Genomic DNA, 24,035 nt, shown 5'->3' on the forward strand with positions numbered 1-24,035 from the left:
TTTATCACGGGGGCTCTTTTTATTGTTGAGCCAGCTAATGAGCTTAGTAAGTTGCCGTGTTGAAGCGTCTCGCAATCAGTTTTGTAACCATGTTGATCAAGAGAACCAATACGATTAGGACTGTTGCCGTGCCGTAGGCTTGGTTCCACTCATCGATAGTAAATAGCTCTGTTGTCAGCTTATATAGGTGAACCGTTAGTGTACGGCCAGAATCAAATACCGATTCAGGAACACGTGCCACCATACCTGCTGTTAAGAACACAGGGGCTGATTCGCCAATTACACGACCAATACTAAGAATGACCGAAGTTAAGATACCTGGCATTGCGCTTGGTAAGATCAAACGCCAGATAGTGTAGATTTTTGAAGCGCCAAGGCCGTATGAGCCTTCACGATAAGTTTGTGGTACTGACATCAATGCTTCTTCTGTAGTACGAATGATTACAGGAAGAATCAGGATACTTAGTGTTAGTGCACCCGACAGAATCGAGAAGCCAAGACCAAGAATCGAAACAAAGAAGGTCATACCGAACAGACCAAAGATAATCGACGGAATACCAGCTAAAGATTCGGTACAGAAACGAATCACTTTAACCAGTTTACTGCCCACTTTAGCGTATTCGGTTAGGTATATCGCTGTCATAATGCCGAGTGGCGCTGCCACTGCAATCGATGCGATAACCATGTAGATCGTGGCAATGATCATTGGGAAAATACCACGTTCTTCACCGGTACGAGTGTAGTCGTCGGTGATGAAGTTCCAGTCTACGTATTGCAGGCCATTCGATAGGATGTACCAAATGATCCAGAATAAGAAACCAACGGTGACTGCCGCCGCCGCCCAGATAAAGCCTTTCAAGACATTATCTTTCATTTGACGTGCTTGTTTTAGTTTTACGCGATCCATATTACTTATCCTCGCCTACTTCGTTTTTTCACGATTAAGATAAAGCAGAGCACCATTCAACATCATGATGAATACCAGAAGCACAACGCCGGTTGCGTACAGTGCACTCGCGTGAATACCACTTGCGTAAGACATTTCAATAGCAATGTTTGCGGTTAGCGTACGAGCCGAATCCAAAATACCTTCTGGCATTGCTGGCGCATTACCCATCACCATGATGATTGCCATCGTTTCACCCAGTGCACGACCGATGCCCAAAATCACACCCGTCATAATGCCTGAACGTGCAGCAGGAACGAGTAACTTAAAAATCGTGTAGATTTTCGAAGCACCCAGAGCAAGTGAGCCTTCTTTGTACGTACGAGGTACAGCGCGGATCGAAGTTTCAGAAACCGTAATAACGGTAGGAAGAATCATTATACCCAGAACAATGATACCCGCGAAGATAGTGTTACCCGCTGGTACTTGGAAGATGTTCTGAATCATAGGAACAATGATTACCAGACCGAAGAAGCCGTAAACTACCGACGGGATACCCGCTAGAAGCTCAACTGCTGGTCGAATAATATCGGCAAGACGCTTAGGAGCAATCTCAGCAATAAAAATGGCGGTTAATACACCGACTGGTACACCAACAACGACAGCACCAAGCGTCGAGACAATCGAAGCAACAATCATTGTTGCAACACCGAATAGAGCTGGAGGTAACCAATCCACACCCAGAACGATGCCAGAAACACCAGCCTCTTGGAATGCAGGGATACTCTCTGCAACGATAAAGTAAGCGATAACGGCTAGTGATACGATGCCGATTACAGCACTCGATAAGAACAAGCCATGAAAGATTCTTTCTCTCCAGTCAATGCGCTTCTTAGCGCGTAGACTTGGCTTATTGATTTGAGTCGCTTCAGTATTCATAAGCTTTTCACTATTTGCGATGGTCATATATAAAATCTCAAACTTTGTGGCTCAATAAGAGCTCGAAATAGACAAAGTTGAAAGAAAAGGCTCAGCCTAAGTTAGGCTGAGCAATAATTAAGTGTTGGTCAGTTAAGATTAGTTAACTGTGATGTAGCCTTTCTTACCAGCGATAGCTTGAGCTTCGTCTGCAACCATCCAGTCTAGGAATTGTTGAGTTTCAGCTGTTGGAGCGCCTGCTTTGTAAAGAACTAGGAAAGGACGAGCAACTTTGTAAGAGCCGTTCTTAACGTTATCAACTGATGCTGCTGCGCCGTCGATAGTTAGAGCTTGAACTGTGTTATCTACAGTACCAAGAGAGATGAAGCCGATAGCGTATGGGTTGCTTGCTACAGAAACTTTAAGTGCGCCATTACCGTTTGCAACTTGAGCACGTTGAGAGATAGCCGATACTTTCTTGTCGCCAATCTTCTTCTTAAGTTTCATGATGTCTTCGAATGCACCACGTGTACCAGATGCAGTATCACGAGTGATTGCTACGATTGGCTTGTCTGCACCACCAACATCTTTCCAGTTAGTGATATCGCCTTTGTAGATTGAAGTGATTTGCTCAGCTGTAAGAGCAGATACTTCGTTATTTGGGTTAACAACAACTGCGATACCGTCACGAGCGATAACGAGCTCTTTCAGGTCAGCTGTTTTCTCTTCTTCTTTTAGGTCACGAGAAGAGATACCAAGGTCAGCACTTCCATTTTTTGCTGCTTTGATGCCTGCAGAAGAACCCGGTGCTTGAATTTCGATGAACACTGGTTCGCCTTTATTCATGTAGGTTTCTGCAAAAACTTCAACCAGTGGAGAAGCACTGTTAGAGCCAACTACAGAGATAGTTTCTTTAGCTGAAGCTGTATTCACTGTTAGAGCGCCTAGTAGTGCGATTGCACCGATAACTGTCTTTTTCATCACAAATTTCCTTTAGTGGCGTTATTGCCGTAATGTTGTTTTGCTTGAACGAGGCCTACTTTAGAATCCGAATGTGACAGTTGTGTTTCACTTAATTGAAGCCTATATGACAACTACAATTTATTTTCTTGTTTTCCCCCTACCAAGTAACCTTGAAGTAATAAATGAGCCTCACTCATAGGCACTGAATATTCATTCCAACCTATTTAAGCCAAACCGCTCAATATCTCGCCATCCCTTTTATTACCTAATACCACACAAGGTTCTGTGTTAAATAACCCCACCTAAAAAATGGCTAAAGCCTTGTTTGTACGATAAATAATCAGAATTTATGAAATACCTATCGCATATATCAAAATCGAATCTATTACTGATTGAATTGTCATTCTCAGAAGTTAGAATCACTGGCTAATAACAATAATAACAATTGCTTCTGCTCATTTACTTATTCAAAGAAGGACAATACATGCGACAACTTCTCAGTGGCTTATCTATAAAAATACAAATTCTTATTCCAGTACTCTTTTCTGTCGTACTACTTTTGACGGGTGTCATTATCGGTGGTGACAAACTGGAAAATGCTTTTAAAGATGTATCAACAGCAACAGATCAACTCATTCTACATAAAGAAGAACTTAGCGAAATCGTCGACAACAGCTACGGCATGCGCATCAAAGCAATCTATAGCTTATTTAATCCTGATGACGTCAAAACGCTTGTCGAAACGCTAAATCAAAAACGTGACCAAAATACTCGCCTACTAAGCTCGCTTGATACCGTACCAGGCATGCAAGATGAAGTGGCCGCAATGAGCAAAGCGATGAATCACTACGTCGACTTTTCTCGCACCACTATGCTTCCTCTATTAAGAGCAAAACATGGCAGCGCAGCGCTACCTTCTGACTTTGATAACCGCTATCAGATCGCAATCGACCAATATCGTCACGCGGGTAACGAAATGGTGCAAGCTATCAACCTCCTCTCAAAGCAACTGAACCGTATTGCCACTCAAGAAGTGGACATCAATGGCCAGCAACACACCAGCACACTCAATACCGCAACCATCGCACTGTTAGTGATTCTTTCAATCGCATTAGTCATCAGCTGGACGCTGGCTGGCATCATTGTTAAGCCGCTTAGCAATATCCAAGAAACCATGCGCGAAGTAGCAAAAGGTAACCTGCTAGTAAAAGCGGAAGAGCATGGCGACAACGAAATATCTCGCCTTGCCCAAGACGTAAACAAATCCGTTGAACAATTGCGCGACACAGTAAGTTCGCTATCTCGAATCAGTATTGAAGTGGCGTCTGCATCAACAGAGTTGGCGGCAGTAATGACGCAATCAAGTGCTAACTCTGATCAAGAGAAGCAAGAAGTGGAGCAAGTTGCTTCTGCCGTGAACCAACTTGAGAGCACAGCATCGCACGTAAACGAGAATGCAGTACAAGCCGACTCAGCGTCTAAGCAAGCTGACGAAATGGCGACACACAGCATGAGCTTGTTTAATGAAAGCAACAAAGCTAACGAACAGATGGCGATTCAGCTGAGTGAAGCAGCAAACGTTGTAGGCACGCTAAAAGAGCACTCAGAGCAGATTGGGAAGGTGATTGAAGTAATTCAAAGCATATCTGAACAAACGAACCTTCTTGCGCTTAATGCAGCAATTGAAGCGGCTCGTGCTGGTGAAAGTGGCCGTGGTTTCGCAGTTGTTGCCGATGAAGTTCGAATGCTGGCGGCACGTACCCAAGATTCAACCAAAGAGATCCAAGCAATTATCGAAGGTTTGCAGGTTCAATCGGGTAACGCCAATGAGAGCATGAGCAGTTCACTGTCTATGTTAGAGCACAACCAAACACTCTCAGACGAGGTGAGCGCAGCACTTTCTGGTATTGCTAACTCAGTAACCGACATGACAGAAATTAACACTCAAGTTGCCTCTGCCGCAGAAGAACAAAGCCAAGTGACTGCAGACATCAACCGTAATATCTCAAACATCTACAGCCTAGTAAGCCAAAACGTAACCGGTATTACTCAAGCCGCAGCAGCGAGCCACGAGCTATCTAACCTAGCCGAGCAGCAAAAGCAGCAGTTAGATTATTTTAAGGTGTAAGGTCTAACGTCAAGGTACAGGTACAGGTACAGGTACAGGGTTCAGCGCGTAAAATTCGAGGTTTAAGAAATAACGACACTTAGCTTTATTTATCTTGCAACTAACCTCAGAACCAAAAAACCAGTCACTCGTGACTGGTTTTTTATTTTTGATAGCAGGTTACCAACTCAGCAAACCTTACTGACCGTTCTCCGCGGCTTTGATTCTCTCAATCGCTTCTACCCTTCTCAGCTGTTGTGGCTGAAAATGAGCTTCTCTAAGCTGGGCAATCGTTTCTTTTTGTTCAATTTCTGAGAGTGCTGAGTCATTCAAAATGTCATTTCGTTCTGAAAAGTAAACATCTAACGAATTTTCAAAGTCCGCCCTTTGTTGATCAAGCGCTTCAAGCCTCTGTGTCGCTTCTTCGCCAACCAGTTCATTTCTCTTCAAGTATTTACCTTGTTCGTCTAGACCTTGTGAACTGGATAGTTGCTGTAATAACACCTGATTTTGATGACTGGACTGAACATAATCAGGTTGTTCAGATAGATAGGATTCAAGCCTTTGCTGATATTCTCGTTCTTCTAGCCCTTCTTGTTTCAGAAGTAACTTTTCTAAAGCGATTTCCCTCATTTTATTGTCATGGGTAAACAGAATACTTATCTCGCTCTCACTGAAAAATTGAGTTTGAAGGTCAAGCAGAGCTTGATTCAGTGCGCGTAAGTCCTCTGCGGATATTGAGGTGGTGTCGAATTGAACATCCAATGTTGTCAGTGCCGACTTGTACTCAAGATACTTTGCGAACAATGCTTCATCGACCACTGCGGCTTGTGATTGCTCGTGGTGTTTTGCCACATTGTCACGAATCTCTTCGAGGGTTAATTCTGTATTGCCTGACACGAAATATTCCATCATGTCTTTGGCTGACGCACTATCGATTTCCGTATCTTGTTGAGAGCTAACCTTCAATGAAGAAGCGCTTTGTGCGTTGTTATTATATGAACTTGTCTCTTCCTTCTTTAGATATAAAAAGACCGCCGCTGTGCTCATCAGGGCTATCGTGGTTATCGACAAAATGGCGGTCTTTTTCATTACATTTTCCTTATGATCTTAACTTTGGGCAGCGCGACTTACAGGCCAGCCAACTTCAATCGATTCGCGTGTTGGCGATATAGCGTCACGGGATCAGTCTCAAAGAGATGATGAATACCCAACAACCCGTTAATCTCGTCTAGGTGGTTCATTTTGTAATCATCACCAATCACTTTGCCCAAATGCGCGCTACATGCTCCCACTAACCCGTCATTAGGTTCATTAAAAGCTAAACTAAGGATTGTCATCGCTCCGTCGGTAGGATCAAGAAGGTTGGTAAAAGTGGAAGATCCTGTCCATGAATAGTAATAAACACCGTTGTTTGCTTGCCATTCACCATCACCACACGCAGACGTCGGAACGCCTTCAGGGTAAAACTGATTGAATGCAAGTGAACCTTCAGTGGTCAACGCTTCAAGAGATGCAAGGCCATCTTGGTCAAGATCCGTTCCACCAGATAACAGGTTGATGAGCGTCGTCAATCCACCAGCCAACTTAACCGCAATACCTTCCGCGGCTGAACCTTCTGATACGGTTCCACGTACGAGGTCGGCTACTTTCGAGCCTTTATGAACACCACCAATGCTTGTCACCGAAGCAACTAAATCAGGACGAACTGAAGCCACATAGCGCGCTGTTGGTCCGCCGTGGCTATGACCAACTAGGTTCACCTTACTTGCCCCGGTCGCGGCTAACAGTGTTTCAACTTGAGCCAACAACTGCTCTCCACGCACTTCAGAGCTGTTGGTCGCTGATACTTGCGCTACATAGACGCTCGCACCATCTTTGGTTAGGGATTCAGGTACGCCATAGAAGTAATCGACACCCGCTAATGTATCGAAACCAAACAAACCATGTACCAACATAATGGGGTATTTCGTTTGTGTGTATCCACTGACTTCTAATGCCGATGCGCTTGTTCCGGCATAAGCGCCAAAACTGAATAGGCAGGCTATCGTCCAAATTATTATCTTTTTCAATGCTCTTTCCTTAAACAGATCAGACCTCTGATGAGTAAAAGAACCGTAGTTGCTATTTTATAAAACATAAAATAGCAACTCGATATTTGTGATATTGAACTTGAATTAAACAGTTGTGATGAACATTAGACAAACAAAATCAGACCAAAATATCAATAGCATAACCAATTGATTGAATTAACATTTAATCAAAAACCATAAAGTTACGCTTTCAATTATGTCGACCCAATTATAAATCCAGCATCCACAAAACAATGAATCTCGTTTAAATCTACGACAACGAATTGGCGAGTCATAGTTCATCAAAATTGAATATTAAATGATAAATCACTCGCTTCGAATCGATTATTTCTCAATCAGAAAGTCGTTGGAAATTTGATACTTCTGCCAGTTATGAAACGCCAACAACCTGAATGTATTGACGAGAATTATTGATCTTAGATATAGGTCGTACCAGTTATTTACTTATCCAACTATCAACAAACAAGAGGCAATAAACAATAGGTAACAAGCAACAACGTTTTTGTTTGGCTCATCTAAATTAAAAGAGAATACAGTGATGAAAAATACGGCTTTAATACTCGCGTTAACCATACCGTTTGGGGCTTATGCTGCAGAAGACTCAGTACCAACACCAGAATCTATTACATCCGCACAAGTGTTCAGCACACAAGGTTCCGAAACCTATTCTTACGTTCGATGTTGGTATCGAACCGATGCGTCACACGACTCTCCAGCCACAGATTGGAAGTGGGCGAAAAAAGAAAACGGCGACAATTACACGATCAACGGATATTGGTGGTCTTCCGTTTCTTTCAAAAACATGTTCTACAGTGATGCCCCACAATCTGAAATCAAACAGCGTTGTGAACAGACTCTCGGCATCCAACATGATGCCGCCGACATCACCTATTTTGCCGCAAACAATCGCTTCTCTTATAATCACTCGATCTGGACCAACGATAACGCTGTCCAATCCAACACTATTAATCGCATTGTCACCTTTGGTGATAGCCTCTCTGATACTGGGAACCTATTTAACGGCTCTCAATGGGTTTTTCCGAACGCTGACTCGTGGTTTTTAGGGCACTTTTCGAATGGTTTAGTTTGGACTGAGTACTTAGCAAAAGCGAAAGATCTTCCCCTATATAACTGGGCCGTAGGTGGTGCAGCAGGTACTAATCAATACGTCGCACTGACTGGCGTCTATGATCAAGTCACCTCTTACCTAACCTACATGAAAGTCGCCAAAAATTATCGCCCTGAAAACTCCTTGTTTACTCTAGAGTTTGGGCTCAATGACTTTATGAATTACGACCGAGAAGTGGCCGATGTAAAGGCCGACTTCAGCAGCGCTCTGATCCGATTAACGGAATCTGGTGCAAGTAATATCCTACTGTTCACATTGCCCGATGCGACCAAAGCGCCGCAGTTCAAATACTCTACCGAACAAGAGATCATTAAAGTTCGTGGCAAGATTTTAGAGTTCAACCAATTCATCAAGGCGCAGGCCGAGTATTACCAAAGCTTGGGGAAAAACGTGGTGTTGTTTGATGCGAGTGCACTGTTCGCCAGCATTACCGAGAATCCAGAGCAGCATGGCTTTCGAAACGCGAGTGATGCCTGTCTTAATATCAATAGAAGCTCAGCTTCAGACTATTTGCGAAGCCACAGCTTGACTAATGATTGCGCGACCTATGGCTCAGACAGCTATGTATTTTGGGGCGTGACACACCCAACCACTGCTACTCACAAATACATCGCAGACCATATCTTGGCGTACTCGTTCTCGACGTTTAATTTCTAGCTAGGAAGAGCCCAGCGAGTATCATCAGTTACCGCCTGTAAGTACCGCAAGCTAAGGCTTACACAAAGTACAGATACAAAAAAACCGCCATTATCGGCGGTTTTTTATTTGCATCAACCTTTCAAAGCTAAGCTTTTAGGTCACGCAAGTTGATTACTCGTCGTCCACTTTTGGTGCGACTTTCTTCTTAGGGATAAACACGGTATCACCCACAGCCACATTTTGGTGGAAGCTCTTATCACGCTTAACCGGTTTCTTCGGTGTTTTCTTAACTTGAGTGTTGGTCTTCTTCTTCGCAGGTCCGCCTTTAGCAAAAGCAGGTTTACGAGGCTTAATGCCTTTGAATTTACCTTTCAAGCCTTCAAGCACAGAGAAAGTAAGATCTTGTTGAAGGTAAAGCTCAACACGCTTAAAGCTGTCCCAGTCTTTTGGACCAACCAAAGAAATCGCATCGCCTTTGTTACCTGCACGGCCAGTACGACCAACGCGGTGCACGTACTCTTCTGTATGTTTAGGCATATCAAAGTTGATCACGTGGCTTACGTTTGGAATATCGATACCACGTGAAGCAACATCGGTTGTTACCAAGATCTTGTAAACCGCACGCTCAAATTGGCTCATGATGGCATTACGTTGCGTTTGGTTTAGGTTGCCGCTCAATGCCACTGCTTTAAGCTTCTTCTCGTTCAACTTATCCGTTAAACGATCAGTATCGGCACGAGTTGCAGTGAAGATCATCACCTGACGGTATTCAGCTTCTTCAATAACTCGATCTAAAATCGCTTCTTTATGATCTAGATGGTCACACAGATAGAACTTCTGAGTGATATCAAGGTGCTGTTCGTTAGAAACACCAACAGAGATACGCTTAGGTGCGTCTAGCATTTCATTTGCAATGCCATTCACTTCCGCGTGGTCAAGCGTCGCAGAGAACATCAACGTTTGACGACGACGGTGCTTAGCTGCATTCGCAATGCGACGTAATTCAGGTGCGAAACCTAAATCCAACATACGGTCAGCTTCATCAAGAATTAGCGTTTCAACACCATCTAAAAACAGTGAGCGGTGCTCAAGGTGATCAGCAAGACGGCCTGGAGTCGCAACAATAAAACGAGGGTACTTACGCAGAGCTTTAACTTGGTCGTTAAAGTTTTCGCCACCCAAGATAAGTGTCGCTTCGTAAGACAGACCACCAAGCATGCTACGCAGCTCGCCGTAAACTTGTTTTGCTAGCTCACGAGTAGGAGCCAAAATTACACCACGGGGATCTTTAGCAGAAAACGCTTTTGTTTTTAATGCTTTATGTATCATCGGCAACACAAACGCCAATGTTTTACCTGATCCCGTTTTTGATGAAGCCAATAGATCCTTACCAGCAATAGCAACAGGGATCGCTTTTGATTGGATCTCTGTCGCCTTCTTGAAGTCGTAATGTTTTAAGTTCTTCAGTAAGCGGTTATCTAAGCCTAAATCTTTAAAGTGCAAAGGACTCTCCAGTCATGATGGTATTGAATAAAATTAATTTAACGTGACATGATACCGCGAAAGTACTTTATAAGGATAGAGATCACAGTAAATTTATCCTTTTATCTAATGTTAGCCAGAATATTGTATGCACCGCGAGCAAAGGGGTGACTCCCCCCTTCACTGCCTTATTGCCGCGCCAAACACTTCATCTCAAAAATGAGACAGATTGTGATACCGAGCTAATTACCTCAAAAATTTAGCAATTTCTTTAGTTATTGTTTTTGCAGTTAAAAAATTAGTCGCTACAATCATTAATGAAGCGACTATATGATAAAGAATGTATAGCGCATCTTTTGATGATAATTAAGCAAGGAGTTCTTATGAATAAGACGTTAATCGCAGCTGCAGCCTCAGTATTTATTTTAGCTGGTTGTTCTTCAGAGCCTGAAGAAGCAGCGGTATCAGAAATGGACCAACTAACTAACCAAGTTGCTGAGCTAACCAGCGAAGTAGAAGCACTTAAGAGTGACAAAGCTGCTGCTGAAATGAAAGCTCAAGAAGCATCCGCTGCGGCTATGGCAGCAAAAGAAGAAGCGGATCGTGCTAACGACCGTATCGATAACATTGCTGAGTCTTACACTAAGTAATTGAGATAGAAGCTCAATTAAGCTGTAGATTTCAAAAGACGTATATACATGCAGTAAATTGACAACACCACCTCTTTCGAGGTGGTGTTTTTTATTTAGGGAGAAGAGAAAGAAAGCTTTAAGGCTTTATTCACAACCTATCAAATTAGAACTCAATCACAGGCGATGCGATTTCAACAGGCACACCATTTTGAGCAAAGATAACTGCTTTTGCCTTTGAGTTAGGAAGGTCTGCATCTTCAAGCCACCATTTCAATTCAACAGGGATTTGCAGTAATTTCTTAGAGCCGTCACTTCGCGTCAATGGTTCGTGCGCTTCAACAAACACGCTTCTATCAGGCTCTAAAGACACTTTAATAGGCTCATCGATTATCGTGACTTGTTCACCACGACTAACCTGTTCAAAAAGCCACTCAATATCTTTAGGTTCCATACGAATACACCCGGAGCTGACTCGCAAACCAATCCCAAAGTCTTTATTGGTGCCGTGTATCAGGTAATCACCGGCACCATAAGCAAGTCGCAATGCATACTCACCCAAAGGGTTTTCAGGCCCAGCAGGAACCACTCTTGGTAACTCTATGCCTTTCTCTAAGTACTCTTTGCGGATTGAGTTTGGAGGAGTCCAAGTCGGGTTTGGACGTTTTTGGCTTATCTTTGTGATCATCTCAGGAGTATCACGCCCTACTCGACCAATACCGACAGGGAAGACATGCACCTGATTTTTCTCAGGCTCAAAGTAGTACAACCTCAACTCAGCAAGGTTAATCACAATGCCTTTTCTCGGAGTATCCGGCAGAATTAAACGGCTAGGAATGCTTAACACATAGCCTTCAGCAGGAAGAAAAGGATCGACCCCTTTGTTTGCCGCCATCAAAGAGAGAAAGCCAATATCATATTGCTTTGCAATAATAGCCAACGTTTCACCCGCCGCAACTTCATGTTGCTGGATTCTACCCACGATACGACTTTCTTTTGGCGGCAACTCAAAAGTTGCAGCAGACACCCACGACGAAGTCATCGCGCCGGCAAGCAGAGTTGTTACCAGAGGGAACAAAGTCGTTCTCACAGTAAGCAAGGCGATCTTGCGCAGTTTTGTTTTCATAACGAGCAAAGGCATCAAGTTAGCGCAATACGACATACAATTCCTTGGTTTGTCTTTTATCAAAGTTTAGATTATCGCTGATCAAACGTCTCTACAATGTATTGTTGTCTCTAAACTAATATGCAATAGGTTTATATCTAGAGATTTGTCTGTAGTTAGCTTGCAAATTACCCATACAAAATCGATTGCCTTTAAGCTTTCAACATATTTGGTTATCAATATTAATAAAACTATAATGTTGGATCCATTTTGTGACTAAAGTCTCATGGAGCCTCGTTTTAACTCGCTAATATTGCCTCAACAAAACGAATTCAATTCAACAGAATCGGTAATTGATTAAATCCTGTTCCTATAATTACCGTTTAAACTTTGGAGAACGACCATGGCTACACCTCATATTAATGCTCAAGCTGGTGATTTCGCAGAAACAGTACTTATGCCGGGCGACCCGCTTCGCGCAAAATACATTGCTGAAACATTCCTTGATGACGTGAAGCAAGTTTGTGACGTTCGCAACATGTTTGGTTACACAGGCACTTACAAAGGTAAGAAAGTTTCTGTAATGGGCCACGGTATGGGTATCCCATCATGCTGCATCTACGTACACGAACTTATCGCTGAGTACGGTGTAAAAAACGTTATTCGTGTAGGTAGCTGTGGTGCAGTACGTGACGACGTTAAACTGATGGACGTTGTTATCGGTATGGGTGCTTCTACTGACTCAAAAGTGAACCGTATTCGTTTCAACAACCATGATTTCGCTGCTATCGCTGATTTCGGTCTTCTAGAAGAAGCTGTTAACCAAGCACGTGCACAAGAAGTTCCAGTTAAAGTTGGTAATGTATTCTCTGCAGACCTTTTCTACACTCCAGAAGCTGACCTTTTCGAAAAAATGGAAAAGCTAGGCATCCTTGGTGTTGATATGGAAGCAGCTGGTATCTACGGTGTTGCTGCGGATCTTGGTGCTAAAGCCCTAACTATCCTAACAGTTTCTGACCACATCATCCGTGGCGAGAAACTAAGCTCAGAAGACCGTCAAAAATCTTTCAACGACATGATGAAAGTTGCTCTAGAGACTGCAATCAACATCTAACAGTTTGATAAAAGATACATTGAAAAGCGTTACCTCGCAGCCGAGTTCACTTGGCTGCTCAAATAATCCCGAGGGGGAGATCGTGTCTAACGACAAGCTGCCAAAAGATGCGGATGGTTTGCAACTCAACTTTTGTAAAACATTGGCGTGTGACAACTTTGGCTTGAGCGATGCAAAACGGTATGTTTTGCAACACGCGAACCCTAAGCGTCCAGCGATGGTTTGTCGTGAATGTGGAGCTTTCCCCCCCTTACTTAACAATCGTGAAGTGTTAAGCGAACTTCATCGCCTGCGACAACTTCACAGCGATGGCCTTCCTGCTTGCCGCAATGATGATTGCGATAACTTTGGCCTATCGGTTCATACCCACAAACATCTTTACCATGCCTTCGGTTACAGCGGTGACAGGCAACGTTATCGATGCAAAGACTGCCAATCGACCTTCGTTGATAAGTGGTCTGGATCCAATAAAAAACTTCATTTTCAAGAGAACCTCATGGGCTTATTGTTCATGGGTTATTCCGTACGTGAAATCTGCAGAAAATTAGAGATCAACCCAAAGACTTTCTATGACCATGTTGACCATATCGCCAGCCGATGCCGTCGCAAATTAGCGATGATCGACGCTCGATGGGTTAATCATGCTAAGGACTATCAATTCGCTTCCCATTATCAGCGCTTACAACCACAAAGTAACAACGGTGTGGTCTGGATAGCGACAGGCGAAGCGCATTCTGGATATATCCTTTGCCAACACGTAAATTACTCACAAAATGAAGAGCCATCAGGGAATGTAGATCACAACCCTTATGATGATGTCGCGCGCTTTGTATCCAAAGAGCACTCTTCAGAGGCAAACCTTGAGCTTCCTCAACCGTCAGACAAACTAAAAGAGCGTATTGAACAGCAATACCAAGTGATTCTGGCGAGAGGTAACGTTGAAGATCCTATGGGTAACCTCACAACGTTTAGCTACCCGTCTAAAGGGGCACTCATTCGACCGCCTTACACTTCTTACGCACACTTCTTACATGTTTTGGATATGTGTGATGAGAATAAGCATGTCGCTATTTATATGCCACAAGATCCATTACTAAGATCTGCCGCCCTAAGCGTTTGCTTGCCGCGCATACAGAGTCAAAATATTGACCTTATGTATGTAGAGGAAGATCCTAGCTGGCAAGACGATCAAAGTTTTGAAAAGATCGACATTGTGCACATGAGTTGGTGGCGCGATCGCTGGGCTATCGCAAACCAAGGCGATCAACAAAAAGGCATTTGTTATCTAACGGGTAACAATCCAGAACCAAAACAGTGGTTTAACACTGCATCTATTCAACAGACTAAATTCTATCAACAACGCTTCCAAGTTCTGTTTGATAGCTTCATTAATGAACCAAGACGTAAACTTCGTCCTGGCGGCATTCTTCCGTTACTCGACATATTCAGGGCTTGGCACAATCTGTGCTACCAAGATAAGCAAGGGCTAACTGCAGCACAGCGTTTAGGTGTAACTGAGCAGCCATTAACCCTAAAGCAACTACTTTCATAGATACCTATAAACCAGACATTTACTTGGGAACTCATTGATTTAAAAGCAACAACATGAGGTAACACCCATAAATGGAAAAGATACATGTTCCTAACATGCTCTACGAAAGATAATTAGTGCTTATCCTAAATCACACTCTTATAATGATTGTGTTATCAATATGTTCGATAATTATGGACCTAAGCCTTGGACAAAAATCAGTATCTTCTTGAAACAGAACTAGAACAACTCAAAACTCGTGTCGACTCTGAACCGTTGGTGATCCTTGAGATTGCACAACAGTGCCTCGTCAGATCTGAGCAAGTTCTGTTTGAAGAGGGAGCGATCCAGTCACTGATGTTAATGGCAAAGTGCAGCTGGAACCTGATGGATTATCAGACTGGTTTAAAGCACATCAAAGAAGCTTACAAGCGGCAGAACCGCTTAGACACCGACGTTTTCCTTCCTGAAATCCTTCACCTACACGCGCTCCAATTCTGGGGGCAAGCCAAATATTATTCAGCTCAACAGTTTTGGATCAATGCCTTAGAGCAATCTGCGCTGGTTGATGAAGTTGAGATACAAATTGAGAGCTTGATTGGCCTCGGCAACATTTGGCGAATGACCCACGAGTACAAATTAGCACGCTCTACCCACCAGCTCGCTGTAAAAGTGGCGAATATTAGCCGCATAGGCTGGCTAGAGGGCAAAGCGAGGATACTACTCGCTTGGGATTACTACCTACTCAACAATTACGTTGAGATGTTATCGGTGCTAGATGGGGCAGAAGAAGCACTTAGAGAACACAAAGATAATACGTGGCACGCAGAAGTGTGGGACTTCAGAGGCCTTGCTTTACTTGGCTTAGAGCGTTTAGATGATGCAGAAAAAGCCACCGCAAAAGCGCACAGCCTTGCAGTAGAACACAACCTAATTTGGATGAAGGCGCACTCTTATATCAGCCGAGCTCGATTAGAACTTTTGCGAAAAAGACCTGAACACGCCGCTGAATTACTCAAATTAGCTGAACAATCTGCAAACGAGTTCGACAACGGTGAATTACTGAGCCAAATCTGCTATCAACAATCTTTGGTTGCAGAAGAAAACCAAGATTTTAAAGCCGCGTTAATCGCATTCAAGAAATACCGTCAATATTCTATCGGTATGCTTCGCGAACAAACTACACGAGTTGGCCTAGATAAAGCGCGCAGCTCCAAACGCCAACTTGAACAAAGAGCTCGAAAGCTTATAAACCGCATTCGTGGTCAACATGAATACGATCCAGAAAAGCACTTTTCTTTTGTTGTCTCTGAGACGTTTTGGTGGGAACAACTGGTTCTCTTCAAAACAGAGCTCAAACGTTCGAATCACAGCATCATCATGTTTCAGCATGTCGACCCCGACTACTTAGATGTCTGTACCGAAATCGCTCATACCCTATGTAATCAAAACGATTTCATTTCAAGGCTAAGCTCAGAGCGTGTGGCTCTTATGCTTTCCGAAAAAGGCGATGCGGCAGAACAAACCTTCAAAACGCTGACTACCATGCTCGATATCTACCCTTGGCACCGAAAAGGATTAAAAGGTTCAAACCCTACCGTCAGCCTCAATGACATTTTGACGTTCCCGTTCACTCTTGAACAGCTAGAAGAAGATGATGCCGAGGTAAGAGATTGATGGAAACGCTATTAAGTAAAATCACAGATGCTGGCTTAGATCCATCATCGGTATCGGGTGAAGAAGCGATCATATTCTGGGATCATATTCGCCAACACGTATCTACGACCAAAACAGAACAGGCACACTGTTACATCATTAGTTCGGAATACCGTGCTGAGCTGCAACAAAATCAAGCCAGCATTGATGAGCTCAGGTTAGCACTCGACCTACTCGATTTGCCTAACGACATAGAAGACATTCTTACCGTCAAAACCAGCCTAAGTGATCGTCTTGTCGAAATTGGGGATTACACTTCAGCACTGAATGAATTTGTCAGTTCATCTTCAATCGCTGTTGAACACGGCCACATCGATGAGTACGTGTTAGCTATTTTAGGCATGGGTAACCTGTGCGATGCCTATGGAGATCACAGCCGAGCACTACGCTACTATCAAAAGATCAATAGCATTGATCATGCAATAAGCAGTCGTTCACTTCGCCTTAAGTTCAAGCTGCATATGGTCGCGAGCCTTCTTCTGCTCAACCGAATTACTGCCGCTAGTGATCTGCTCAATGAATGCGAAGAACTGAGTATTCTGGTCAGTGACAAACTGCTGACCGCCCAAATCCTGCTTTATCAAGCGAAAGTGCTTCGAGCAAAGAAAAAATACCATGAGGCACTGCGCTGCTTATCCAAGGTTCACTACTCTGCCAATAATACCCAAGCTAGCTGGCTTTCAACCATGACTCGACTTGAGTTAGCACATTGCTTGAATGCAACGGGTAAGCAAGAGTACGCAAGCATGATCTTGCTGAGTACAGACAAGCGTGTGAAGGACTACTCTTCACCTGTTTTAGCAAAACGATTCTACGACTCGCTAAGCGATGTGTGCATGAATCAAGGCCGTTTCCATGAAGCGCTAAGCTATGAGAAAAAAGGCTATCGAATTGAAACGGATCTCATGAAGCAGATCCCAATCAGTGAACTTGGATCTAACCAATTGCGCCGCCTATCTCGCTTCGAATTACAGCTAAAACTCATTCTCTCTGAGCAAGAAAACAGAGAGCTGAAAGAAACAACAGAGCAGCATAAAAACGCGGTGGCGCAACTCCAACAAGATGTATTTACCGACCCTTTGACTGGCTTACACAACCGCCGCTGGTTGGATGTAAAACTTAAGGACATGCTGCTACACGAAACACCTTTTGCATTAATGGTTGTCGATATTGACCACTTTAAGTCGATCAATGATGAGCTTAGTCATTTGGTGGGTGATAAAGCGATTGTCAGCGTCTCTCAAGAGCTGCGTGCTTACTTCAAGTTTAGAGGGGCATCTTGCGTTCGATTTGGCGGAGAAGAGTTCTTGGTTATCCTTGAGAACACCAACCTTGCCAAAGCAGAGATGCACTCAGAAAATTACCGCGAGCGAATCTTCCAATTTGGTTGGCATGAGATACTGGGTGAACGCGGTTTAACCGTTAGTATTGGTATCACGTTGCATCGTGAAGGAGAGAATACTCAACGTACTTTCTATCGTGCAGATAAAGCGCTATACCGAGCTAAAGCCAACGGCCGAAACCAAGTGTGCACTGAATAGTACAAATGACAGGAATGAGCGTGCAGAATCATTCGTATTCTGCCTCCCCCCTCTCAATAATCAGTCGCTCTGAATAGAGCAACTGATACTCACAAAACAGAACTATTGATAGAAGAACAGAGAAATCCCACCCAAGGCGACAAGCGTCCCTATTACGCTTTGTTTTGAAACCTTCTCTCCTTTGAGCGCATAAATCACCAAGATAAAGACTGGACTGGTCGCTATCAATGTTTGAGCAATCGCAGGGTTGGCATTTTTCAACGCAACCTGCTGAAGCCACAACGCGAGAAACGTTCCGAAAAATATCGCCCCTAACAGCCAAAGCTTGTCGAGTTTGGTCATCGCCCACAAATCTCTTTTTATTGATGCATAGGGCTTTTTCTCAACAAACGGAATAACAAGCATCACAGCAAGCACACCAATCGTCAGGCGAACCAAAGCACCTAACAACGGCGGAATATCACCTGCTACTAAAGCGTAATGGGAAATGACCACGCCCGAAGCCTGACACACACTCGCCACAAGCCCATATCCAATGCCGCTCCATTGTGCTTTGTCACTAGAATCACCACTCGCCGATTTAGACGGTTGAAACACGACGAAGGTTACCGCTAACGTCGTTATCACCACTCCTAACCAGCTTTGCAACGTTAGCGCTGCGCCAAGAAACATTAAAGCTAATACACCGGAAAGAGGGGGCGCTAAAGATTCGAGTAACAAGGTTTTATTGGCACCAATTCTTTTCAATGCAGCGAAATAAGCACTGTCACCAATCGCTATCCCAATGACACCTGAAATGGCCAAGATCCAAAAATGGTTGGCACTGAGTTCAAACTCCGGCATCGGAATAAGAGGCATCACAAGCAACATCATTCCAGAAGCAACTACGCCTTTAACAATATTCAACTGCATAGCTGAAAAACGATGCCCAAACTGTCCGTAAATCCATGTCGCACAAGCCCACACAATCGCGGCACCAATTGCAGCAAGTTCACCTATATACATCCGCATTTATCCTTTGTGATTGTGCACGTCATTTAGAATCATCATTGTCATCAGTTCAACTGAATTTCCAACAAGATTTCCGAAACCGTTCCTTTAAGTGTGATTAGAATTTTATAAGATCCATCCATGCATTTATTCGCATTAGAAGCGACAACACATTATTTTCAATTCGGTAAATCATTTTTATAACAATTACTTGGATGATAGCGTAGTATATTTATAACTAATATCTAACATTACAAGGATCTGTTATGTTTTTAGACTACTTTGCGCTCGGCTTACTTATTTTCGTAGCATTAGTAATCTTTTACGGCATCATCGTTATTCACGATATTCCCTATGAAATTGCGAAAGAACGCAATCACCCTCATCAAGATGCTATTCACGTCTCAGGCTGGGTTAGCCTATTCACCTTACACACTATTTGGCCATTTCTATGGATTTGGGCAACATTATGGCGCAAAGATCGTGGTTGGGGCTTCGCTAAGCTTGAAGAAGAGCAACACGACATTCATCACCGTGTAGACACCCTAATCGACCAAGTCAGTGTGCTTCAGGAAGAAATCGCACAGCTTAAACAAACGACACCTGCGCAGACCAACACTCAACAAGATCAGAATAACGCTCAAGATCAGGAGGTTAAGTAATGGATTTACTGCTGATAATGACCTATGCGGCGCTTTGCATTACGATTTTCAAAGTATTCAATATCCCGCTAAACAAATGGACAGTACCCACTGCCGTTCTTGGTGGCGTGATCATCGTAGGTACACTCATCCTGCTGATGAACTATAACCACCCTTTCACGCAAATTGGTAACCAAGTTTACTCAACCACGCCAGTCGTTTCAGGCGTTAGGGGTAAAGTTATCGAAGTGCCTGTAGAAGCAAACAAACCTCTGAAGCAAGGGGATATTCTTTTCAAAATCGACCCCGTTCCATTCGAAGCTGAAGTCGCAAGGTTAGAAGCTAAGGTAAAAGAAGCAAGCCAAGGTGCGCTTGGAATGGAATCAGAAGTAGCCGAAGCGGAAGCTGCAAAAATCAAAGCCATCGCAGAAAGAGATAAAGCCCAACGTGAGTTTTCTCGTTACAAGCGCGGTTATGACAGCGGAGCCTTTACCGAACAACAATTAGATACTCGCAGACAAGCTTACAAGGCATCAGAAGCCGCAGTGAAAGTTGCAGACGCTAATCTAGATCAAGCAAAAATTTCTTTGGACTCAGAAATAGGTGGCGAAAATACCGCTGTTTTAAGTTTATTAGCTGAATTGCGTAAAGCTCAGTTCGACTTAGAACAAACCGTAGTAAGAGCACCAACCGACGGCTATGTAACTCAACTAGCTCTGCGTCCAGGTGTGATGGCTGTTCCTCTTCCTCTCGCACCGGTGATGACTTTTGTTCACACTGAAGCTCAGTATTATACGGCTGCGTTTAGACAAAATTCATTGCAGCGCCTGCAAACCGGGTTTGAAGCAGAGTTCTTATTTAGAGCGCTACCTGGGAAAGTGTTTAAAGGCAGAATTGATGAAGTGATTCCAGCGATTGGTGAGAGTCAATTCCAAGCGCGTGGTGCGTTACTTGGTACAGATGCACTGCGTACTAGTGGCCGTGTGTTCGTTAAGTTGACCATCACAGATGACCTGTCTGACTACCATTTACCTATGGGTACCGCGGTTGAAGTAGCGGTATATTCAGACAGCTTCACTCACGTATCTATCATGCGTAAGGTACTTATTCGTATGAAGAGCTGGCAAAACTATCTATACCTAGATCACTAAATGGTCGTAGATATACAACGAGCACGCTTAACGCATTGTTAAGACGAATAAAAAAGCCAGACCTGTTCTGGCTTTTTTTGTTGCTTGATTAACCGTAAAAGTGCGCTTATTACATGAGATTTGAGTGTTCAGATGGAATTTTAGACATCTAGACACTTATCTTCCCTTATGGAAGGGTTCTGCTATATAATGCGCGCCTTATTTTTTATATTTGCCCAAAAAACGATCTCATTGAGACACATATTAATAGTGGCGAGTATTGGTTCTTTATTATGCTTTATCTTTCAGTATTCGAGGTTATCTATGAACTTTTCAGCTAAAACAGTCGTCGTTATCGCTATTGGCGCGGCACTGTATGGCATTGGTGGTTTACCTATGTTTGGTGTGCCAGTGTTTGCTAACACGACATTAAAACCAGCAATGGCAGTTCTAGCACTGTTTTCTGTTCTGTTTGGCCCGATTGTTGGCTTCTTAGTTGGCTTTATCGGCCACTGGGTAACTGACCTGTTCGCAGGTTGGGGCGTATGGTTAACTTGGGTGTTAGGCTCTGGCATCGTGGGTATGGTTATCGGCTTATTCCCAATGATGACTAAAAACCGCCTTCAACAAGGCGAACTACCAATGAAAGATTTTGCACTGTTCGTGATACTTGCCCTCGCGGGTAACGTCGTGGGGTACGGCTGCTCTGCGTTCCTAGACACCATCCTATACGCAGAACCGTTTACTAAAGTCTTCACACAACTGTCTATCATCGCAGCGGGTAACACCGTTCTGATCGCTGTTGTAGGCTTCCTGATCCTCAAATCAGTCGCTAAGCGTAACAAACAAAGCCGCAACCTAACTGAGGCATAAGCGCTAATGACTATAGCATTTTCGAACTTCTCTTTTAGATATGAGTCGCTGGATAAACCGACGCTAAAAAATATCAATCTAAGGATAGAGAAAGGAGAGAAAATCGTCATTATTGGACCAAGTGGCAGTGGTAAATCTACCCTAGGTCAATGCCTCAATGGCCTGATACCTCATGCCATTAAAGGTGAGGTAACGGGCACTTTAGAGATCAACGGTAAGAATATCTCTGAGTTTTCAATGCACGACTATACCGAGCAAGTAGGCACAGTATTGCAAGATACTGACAGCCAATTTGTGGGGTTAAGTATCGGCGAAGATATTGCGTTCGCATTGGAAAACCAGTTGATATCGAACATTGATATGTACCCATTAGTTAAATCGACCGCAAAAATGGTCGACCTAGCGGGTATGCTTGATCGATCTCCTCATGATCTATCTGGTGGCCAGAAACAGCGTGTATCATTAGCTGGCATCTTAGTCGATGATGTTGATATCTTGCTGTTTGATGAACCTCTAGCAAGCCTTGACCCTAAAACTGGCAAGGCAACGATTGAGATCATCGACCAGCTGCATAAAGAGACCAACAAGACGATTGTAATTATCGAGCACCGTCTTGAGGATGTTTTGCATCGAGGTATTGATCGTGTGATCTTAATGGAGCGCGGCGAAATCGTTGCAGACACGACACCCGATGAAATCTTAGCTTCAAAATTACTTGAGACGCACGGTATTCGTGAACCTCTTTATCTATCAGCGCTTAAAGCAGCAAAAGCTCCTTTGACTAACGAAGATAAGCTGTCAAACCTCAAAGCGTTGGATTACAAAAGATTCCGCCCTGCTATGCAAACTTGGTTTGCCGAGCGCCCTGCCCCGGTAGCAGAGAAGCAGTACACACCTTTACTCGAAGTACATGGCCTAACTTATTCTTACGACGGCGAAAAGAATGCACTCGAAGATGTCAGCTTTAAGATTGGCAAGGGTGAGTTTGTTTCAATATTGGGTAAAAACGGATCGGGTAAGTCCACCATCACCAAGATTATTATGGGTGTGATTGACGCAGATTCAGGCTCTTCATACCTCAATGGTGAAGACCTGTCTGAGCTTTCAATCTTTGAAAGAAGCCAAAAAGTCGGCGTGGTCATGCAAAACCCGAATCATATGATCTCGCATCATATGATTTTTGATGAAATTGCTTTTGGCCTTCGTAACCGTAGTGTTGAAGAAGAACTGATCACAGAAAAAGTTGAGAACGTTCTTGAGTTATGTGGGTTGAGCAAGTTCCGCCACTGGCCTATTGAAGCATTGAGCTACGGTCAGAAAAAGCGCGTGACGATCGCCTCTATCTTGGTGTTGGAGCCTGAGCTTCTGATCTTAGATGAACCAACAGCAGGACAAGACTACCGTAACTACACATCGATGCTGGCGTTTATTCAAAAACTCAACCGCGACCTAGGTATCACCGTTGTGATCATCTCACACGACATGCACCTCGTTCTAGAGTACACCACACGTTCAATCGTGATTGCAGACAGTAAGCTGATTGCCAATGCCGCGATGACAGAAGTATTCAGTCAGCCTCCGCTGTTAGAACGCGCAAATCTTTGTACCACCAGTATTTATGAACTCGCGACCATGATGAAAATCGACGACACCAATGCATTTATGCAGTACTTCATCGACTACGAGAGAAGCGCTCAATGAATGCATCAAAAGTAAAATTCGGCATCAACTACATTGATACGAAATCGCCGCTGCACGCCCTCAATGGCATCACGAAATTTGCACTCTTCTTAGCTTGGGTAACCGTAGTATTGACTACGTTTGACCTTAGGTTGATTACGCTGCTTATCGTGACCGGTTTATACCTACTAAAGCTCACCAACGTACCTTTACGTGTCTATAAGCCTTTATTATTGGGGACCGCAAGCGTGCTGAGCTTAAACGCATTGTTCATGTACCTGCTTGCTCCACAGCAAGGCACTGAACTCATCGGTAGCGAAACCATATTGCTAACGCTTCCTGGCAATTACTCATTGAGCCAAGAGACACTGTTTTACTTGGTAACTGTTACCCTGAAGTACATGAGTATGTTCCCAATAGCGCTAATCTTTGTCTTCACAACGCACCCTACAGAGTTTGCGGCCAGCCTCAACCGTATAGGCGTTCCATACAAGATCGCCTATGCGGTAAGCTTAACACTGCGCTATTTACCTGAAGTTAAAAAAGACTTCATCAACATCATGCACGCACAACAGGCTCGTGGTGTCGAACTATCAAAGAAAGCACCACTTATCACGCGCATCAAAAACGTCGCCAAAGTGTTAGGCCCATTGATTTTCTCGAGCTTGGACCGAGCAGACGAGATTTCAAACGCAATGACATTACGAGGTTTTGGACGACACAAAGCACGGACTTGGTACAGCTATGCACCTTTAAAACGTGTCGACTTTGTTTGTTTGAGTGTTATCGTTTTTATCGTTGTGTTGGCCATCGCTAAACGCGTTCTAGAACCACAATTGTTTTGGTACCCATTCTAGCTGTCTAAATT

At 43.7% G+C, this 24,035-nt stretch carries 20 protein-coding genes; 12 read left to right on the plus strand and 8 right to left on the minus strand.

Annotated features, from left to right (window positions below; genetic code table 11):
• Window positions 1-43: 43 nt before the first annotated feature.
• The 3 genes from pstA to QWZ07_RS04095 all read right to left on the minus strand — a co-directional run bounded on the left by pstA (window position 44) and on the right by QWZ07_RS04095 (window position 2,785).
• Complete coding sequence (gene pstA / locus QWZ07_RS04085) at window positions 44-907, minus strand: phosphate ABC transporter permease PstA (RefSeq protein WP_004732038.1); 864 nt, start codon at window positions 905-907, stop codon at window positions 44-46.
• Between the two features lie 15 nt (window positions 908-922).
• Window positions 923-1,852, minus strand: a complete 930-nt coding sequence (gene pstC / locus QWZ07_RS04090; RefSeq protein WP_004732040.1) for a phosphate ABC transporter permease subunit PstC — start codon at window positions 1,850-1,852, stop codon at window positions 923-925.
• Between the two features lie 111 nt (window positions 1,853-1,963).
• Entirely contained in the window at window positions 1,964-2,785 is an 822-nt protein-coding gene (locus QWZ07_RS04095) for a phosphate ABC transporter substrate-binding protein (protein ID WP_017104886.1), read from the minus strand.
• A gap of 466 nt (window positions 2,786-3,251) precedes the next feature.
• Between QWZ07_RS04095 and QWZ07_RS04100 the strand changes: the two genes are divergently transcribed.
• Entirely contained in the window at window positions 3,252-4,895 is a 1,644-nt protein-coding gene (locus tag QWZ07_RS04100; protein WP_192853480.1) for a methyl-accepting chemotaxis protein, read from the plus strand.
• Window positions 4,896-5,072: 177 nt separating this feature from the next.
• On the opposite strand, the gene QWZ07_RS04105 is transcribed toward QWZ07_RS04100, so the two are convergent.
• Both QWZ07_RS04105 and QWZ07_RS04110 read right to left on the minus strand, forming a co-directional pair.
• Window positions 5,073-5,966: a lipase secretion chaperone gene (locus QWZ07_RS04105; RefSeq protein WP_192853479.1), complete on the minus strand. Its 894-nt coding sequence runs from the start codon at window positions 5,964-5,966 to the stop codon at window positions 5,073-5,075.
• 38 nt (window positions 5,967-6,004) lie between these two features.
• Complete coding sequence (locus QWZ07_RS04110; protein WP_225998485.1) at window positions 6,005-6,946, minus strand: lipase family alpha/beta hydrolase; 942 nt, start codon at window positions 6,944-6,946, stop codon at window positions 6,005-6,007.
• Window positions 6,947-7,505: 559 nt separating this feature from the next.
• Between QWZ07_RS04110 and QWZ07_RS04115 the strand changes: the two genes are divergently transcribed.
• A complete protein-coding gene (locus QWZ07_RS04115) occupies window positions 7,506-8,753 on the plus strand; it encodes an SGNH/GDSL hydrolase family protein (protein WP_192853521.1) in 1,248 nt (415 codons plus the stop codon).
• A 153-nt stretch (window positions 8,754-8,906) separates the two neighbouring features.
• On the opposite strand, the gene QWZ07_RS04120 is transcribed toward QWZ07_RS04115, so the two are convergent.
• Entirely contained in the window at window positions 8,907-10,238 is a 1,332-nt protein-coding gene (locus tag QWZ07_RS04120; protein ID WP_017104563.1) for a DEAD/DEAH box helicase, read from the minus strand.
• A 362-nt stretch (window positions 10,239-10,600) separates the two neighbouring features.
• On the opposite strand from QWZ07_RS04120, the gene QWZ07_RS04125 reads away from it, so the two are divergent.
• Window positions 10,601-10,867, plus strand: a complete 267-nt coding sequence (locus QWZ07_RS04125; RefSeq protein ID WP_029223276.1) for an Lpp/OprI family alanine-zipper lipoprotein — start codon at window positions 10,601-10,603, stop codon at window positions 10,865-10,867.
• 145 nt (window positions 10,868-11,012) lie between these two features.
• Here the strand turns inward: QWZ07_RS04125 and QWZ07_RS04130 are convergent, their stop codons facing one another.
• On the minus strand, window positions 11,013-12,008 hold the full coding sequence (locus tag QWZ07_RS04130) for a L,D-transpeptidase family protein (protein WP_192853478.1): 996 nt from the start codon (window positions 12,006-12,008) through the stop codon (window positions 11,013-11,015).
• A 346-nt stretch (window positions 12,009-12,354) separates the two neighbouring features.
• Between QWZ07_RS04130 and deoD the strand changes: the two genes are divergently transcribed.
• The 4 genes from deoD (at window position 12,355) to QWZ07_RS04150 (ending at window position 17,853) form a co-directional block, all read left to right on the plus strand.
• The gene (deoD, locus tag QWZ07_RS04135) at window positions 12,355-13,065 is read left to right on the plus strand and encodes a purine-nucleoside phosphorylase (protein ID WP_004732072.1); all 711 of its coding nucleotides are present in this window, start codon (window positions 12,355-12,357) and stop codon (window positions 13,063-13,065) included.
• An 82-nt stretch (window positions 13,066-13,147) separates the two neighbouring features.
• A complete protein-coding gene (locus tag QWZ07_RS04140; RefSeq protein ID WP_192853477.1) occupies window positions 13,148-14,617 on the plus strand; it encodes an IS1 family transposase in 1,470 nt (489 codons plus the stop codon).
• Between the two features lie 186 nt (window positions 14,618-14,803).
• A complete protein-coding gene (locus QWZ07_RS04145; protein WP_065104455.1) occupies window positions 14,804-16,273 on the plus strand; it encodes a tetratricopeptide repeat protein in 1,470 nt (489 codons plus the stop codon).
• The gene (locus QWZ07_RS04150) at window positions 16,273-17,853 is read left to right on the plus strand and encodes a GGDEF domain-containing protein (RefSeq protein ID WP_076667097.1); all 1,581 of its coding nucleotides are present in this window, start codon (window positions 16,273-16,275) and stop codon (window positions 17,851-17,853) included. Before QWZ07_RS04145 ends, QWZ07_RS04150 begins: the two co-directional genes overlap by 1 nt.
• Window positions 17,854-17,955: 102 nt before the next feature.
• Here QWZ07_RS04150 and QWZ07_RS04155 read toward each other — a convergent pair whose 3' ends face one another.
• Window positions 17,956-18,858, minus strand: a complete 903-nt coding sequence (locus QWZ07_RS04155; protein WP_192853476.1) for a DMT family transporter — start codon at window positions 18,856-18,858, stop codon at window positions 17,956-17,958.
• Between the two features lie 251 nt (window positions 18,859-19,109).
• Here QWZ07_RS04155 and QWZ07_RS04160 point away from each other — a divergent pair, with 251 nt between their 5' ends.
• The 5 genes from QWZ07_RS04160 (at window position 19,110) to QWZ07_RS04180 (ending at window position 24,024) form a co-directional block, all read left to right on the plus strand.
• The gene (locus QWZ07_RS04160; protein ID WP_017104556.1) at window positions 19,110-19,505 is read left to right on the plus strand and encodes a DUF3302 domain-containing protein; all 396 of its coding nucleotides are present in this window, start codon (window positions 19,110-19,112) and stop codon (window positions 19,503-19,505) included.
• The gene (locus tag QWZ07_RS04165) at window positions 19,505-20,635 is read left to right on the plus strand and encodes an HlyD family secretion protein (RefSeq protein ID WP_065104452.1); all 1,131 of its coding nucleotides are present in this window, start codon (window positions 19,505-19,507) and stop codon (window positions 20,633-20,635) included. Before QWZ07_RS04160 ends, QWZ07_RS04165 begins: the two co-directional genes overlap by 1 nt.
• 303 nt (window positions 20,636-20,938) lie before the next feature.
• Window positions 20,939-21,487: an ECF-type riboflavin transporter substrate-binding protein gene (locus QWZ07_RS04170; protein ID WP_029223272.1), complete on the plus strand. Its 549-nt coding sequence runs from the start codon at window positions 20,939-20,941 to the stop codon at window positions 21,485-21,487.
• 6 nt (window positions 21,488-21,493) lie between these two features.
• Window positions 21,494-23,188 carry an ABC transporter ATP-binding protein gene (locus QWZ07_RS04175; RefSeq protein WP_192853475.1) on the plus strand — a complete coding sequence of 565 codons (1,695 nt, stop codon included), beginning with the start codon at window positions 21,494-21,496 and terminating at the stop codon, window positions 23,186-23,188.
• The gene (locus QWZ07_RS04180; protein WP_017108944.1) at window positions 23,185-24,024 is read left to right on the plus strand and encodes an energy-coupling factor transporter transmembrane component T family protein; all 840 of its coding nucleotides are present in this window, start codon (window positions 23,185-23,187) and stop codon (window positions 24,022-24,024) included. The genes QWZ07_RS04175 and QWZ07_RS04180 overlap by 4 nt, the downstream gene beginning before the upstream one ends.
• Window positions 24,025-24,035 lie beyond the last annotated feature (11 nt).

Source organism: Vibrio lentus (assembly GCF_030409755.1).
GTDB lineage: Bacteria > Pseudomonadota > Gammaproteobacteria > Enterobacterales > Vibrionaceae > Vibrio > Vibrio lentus.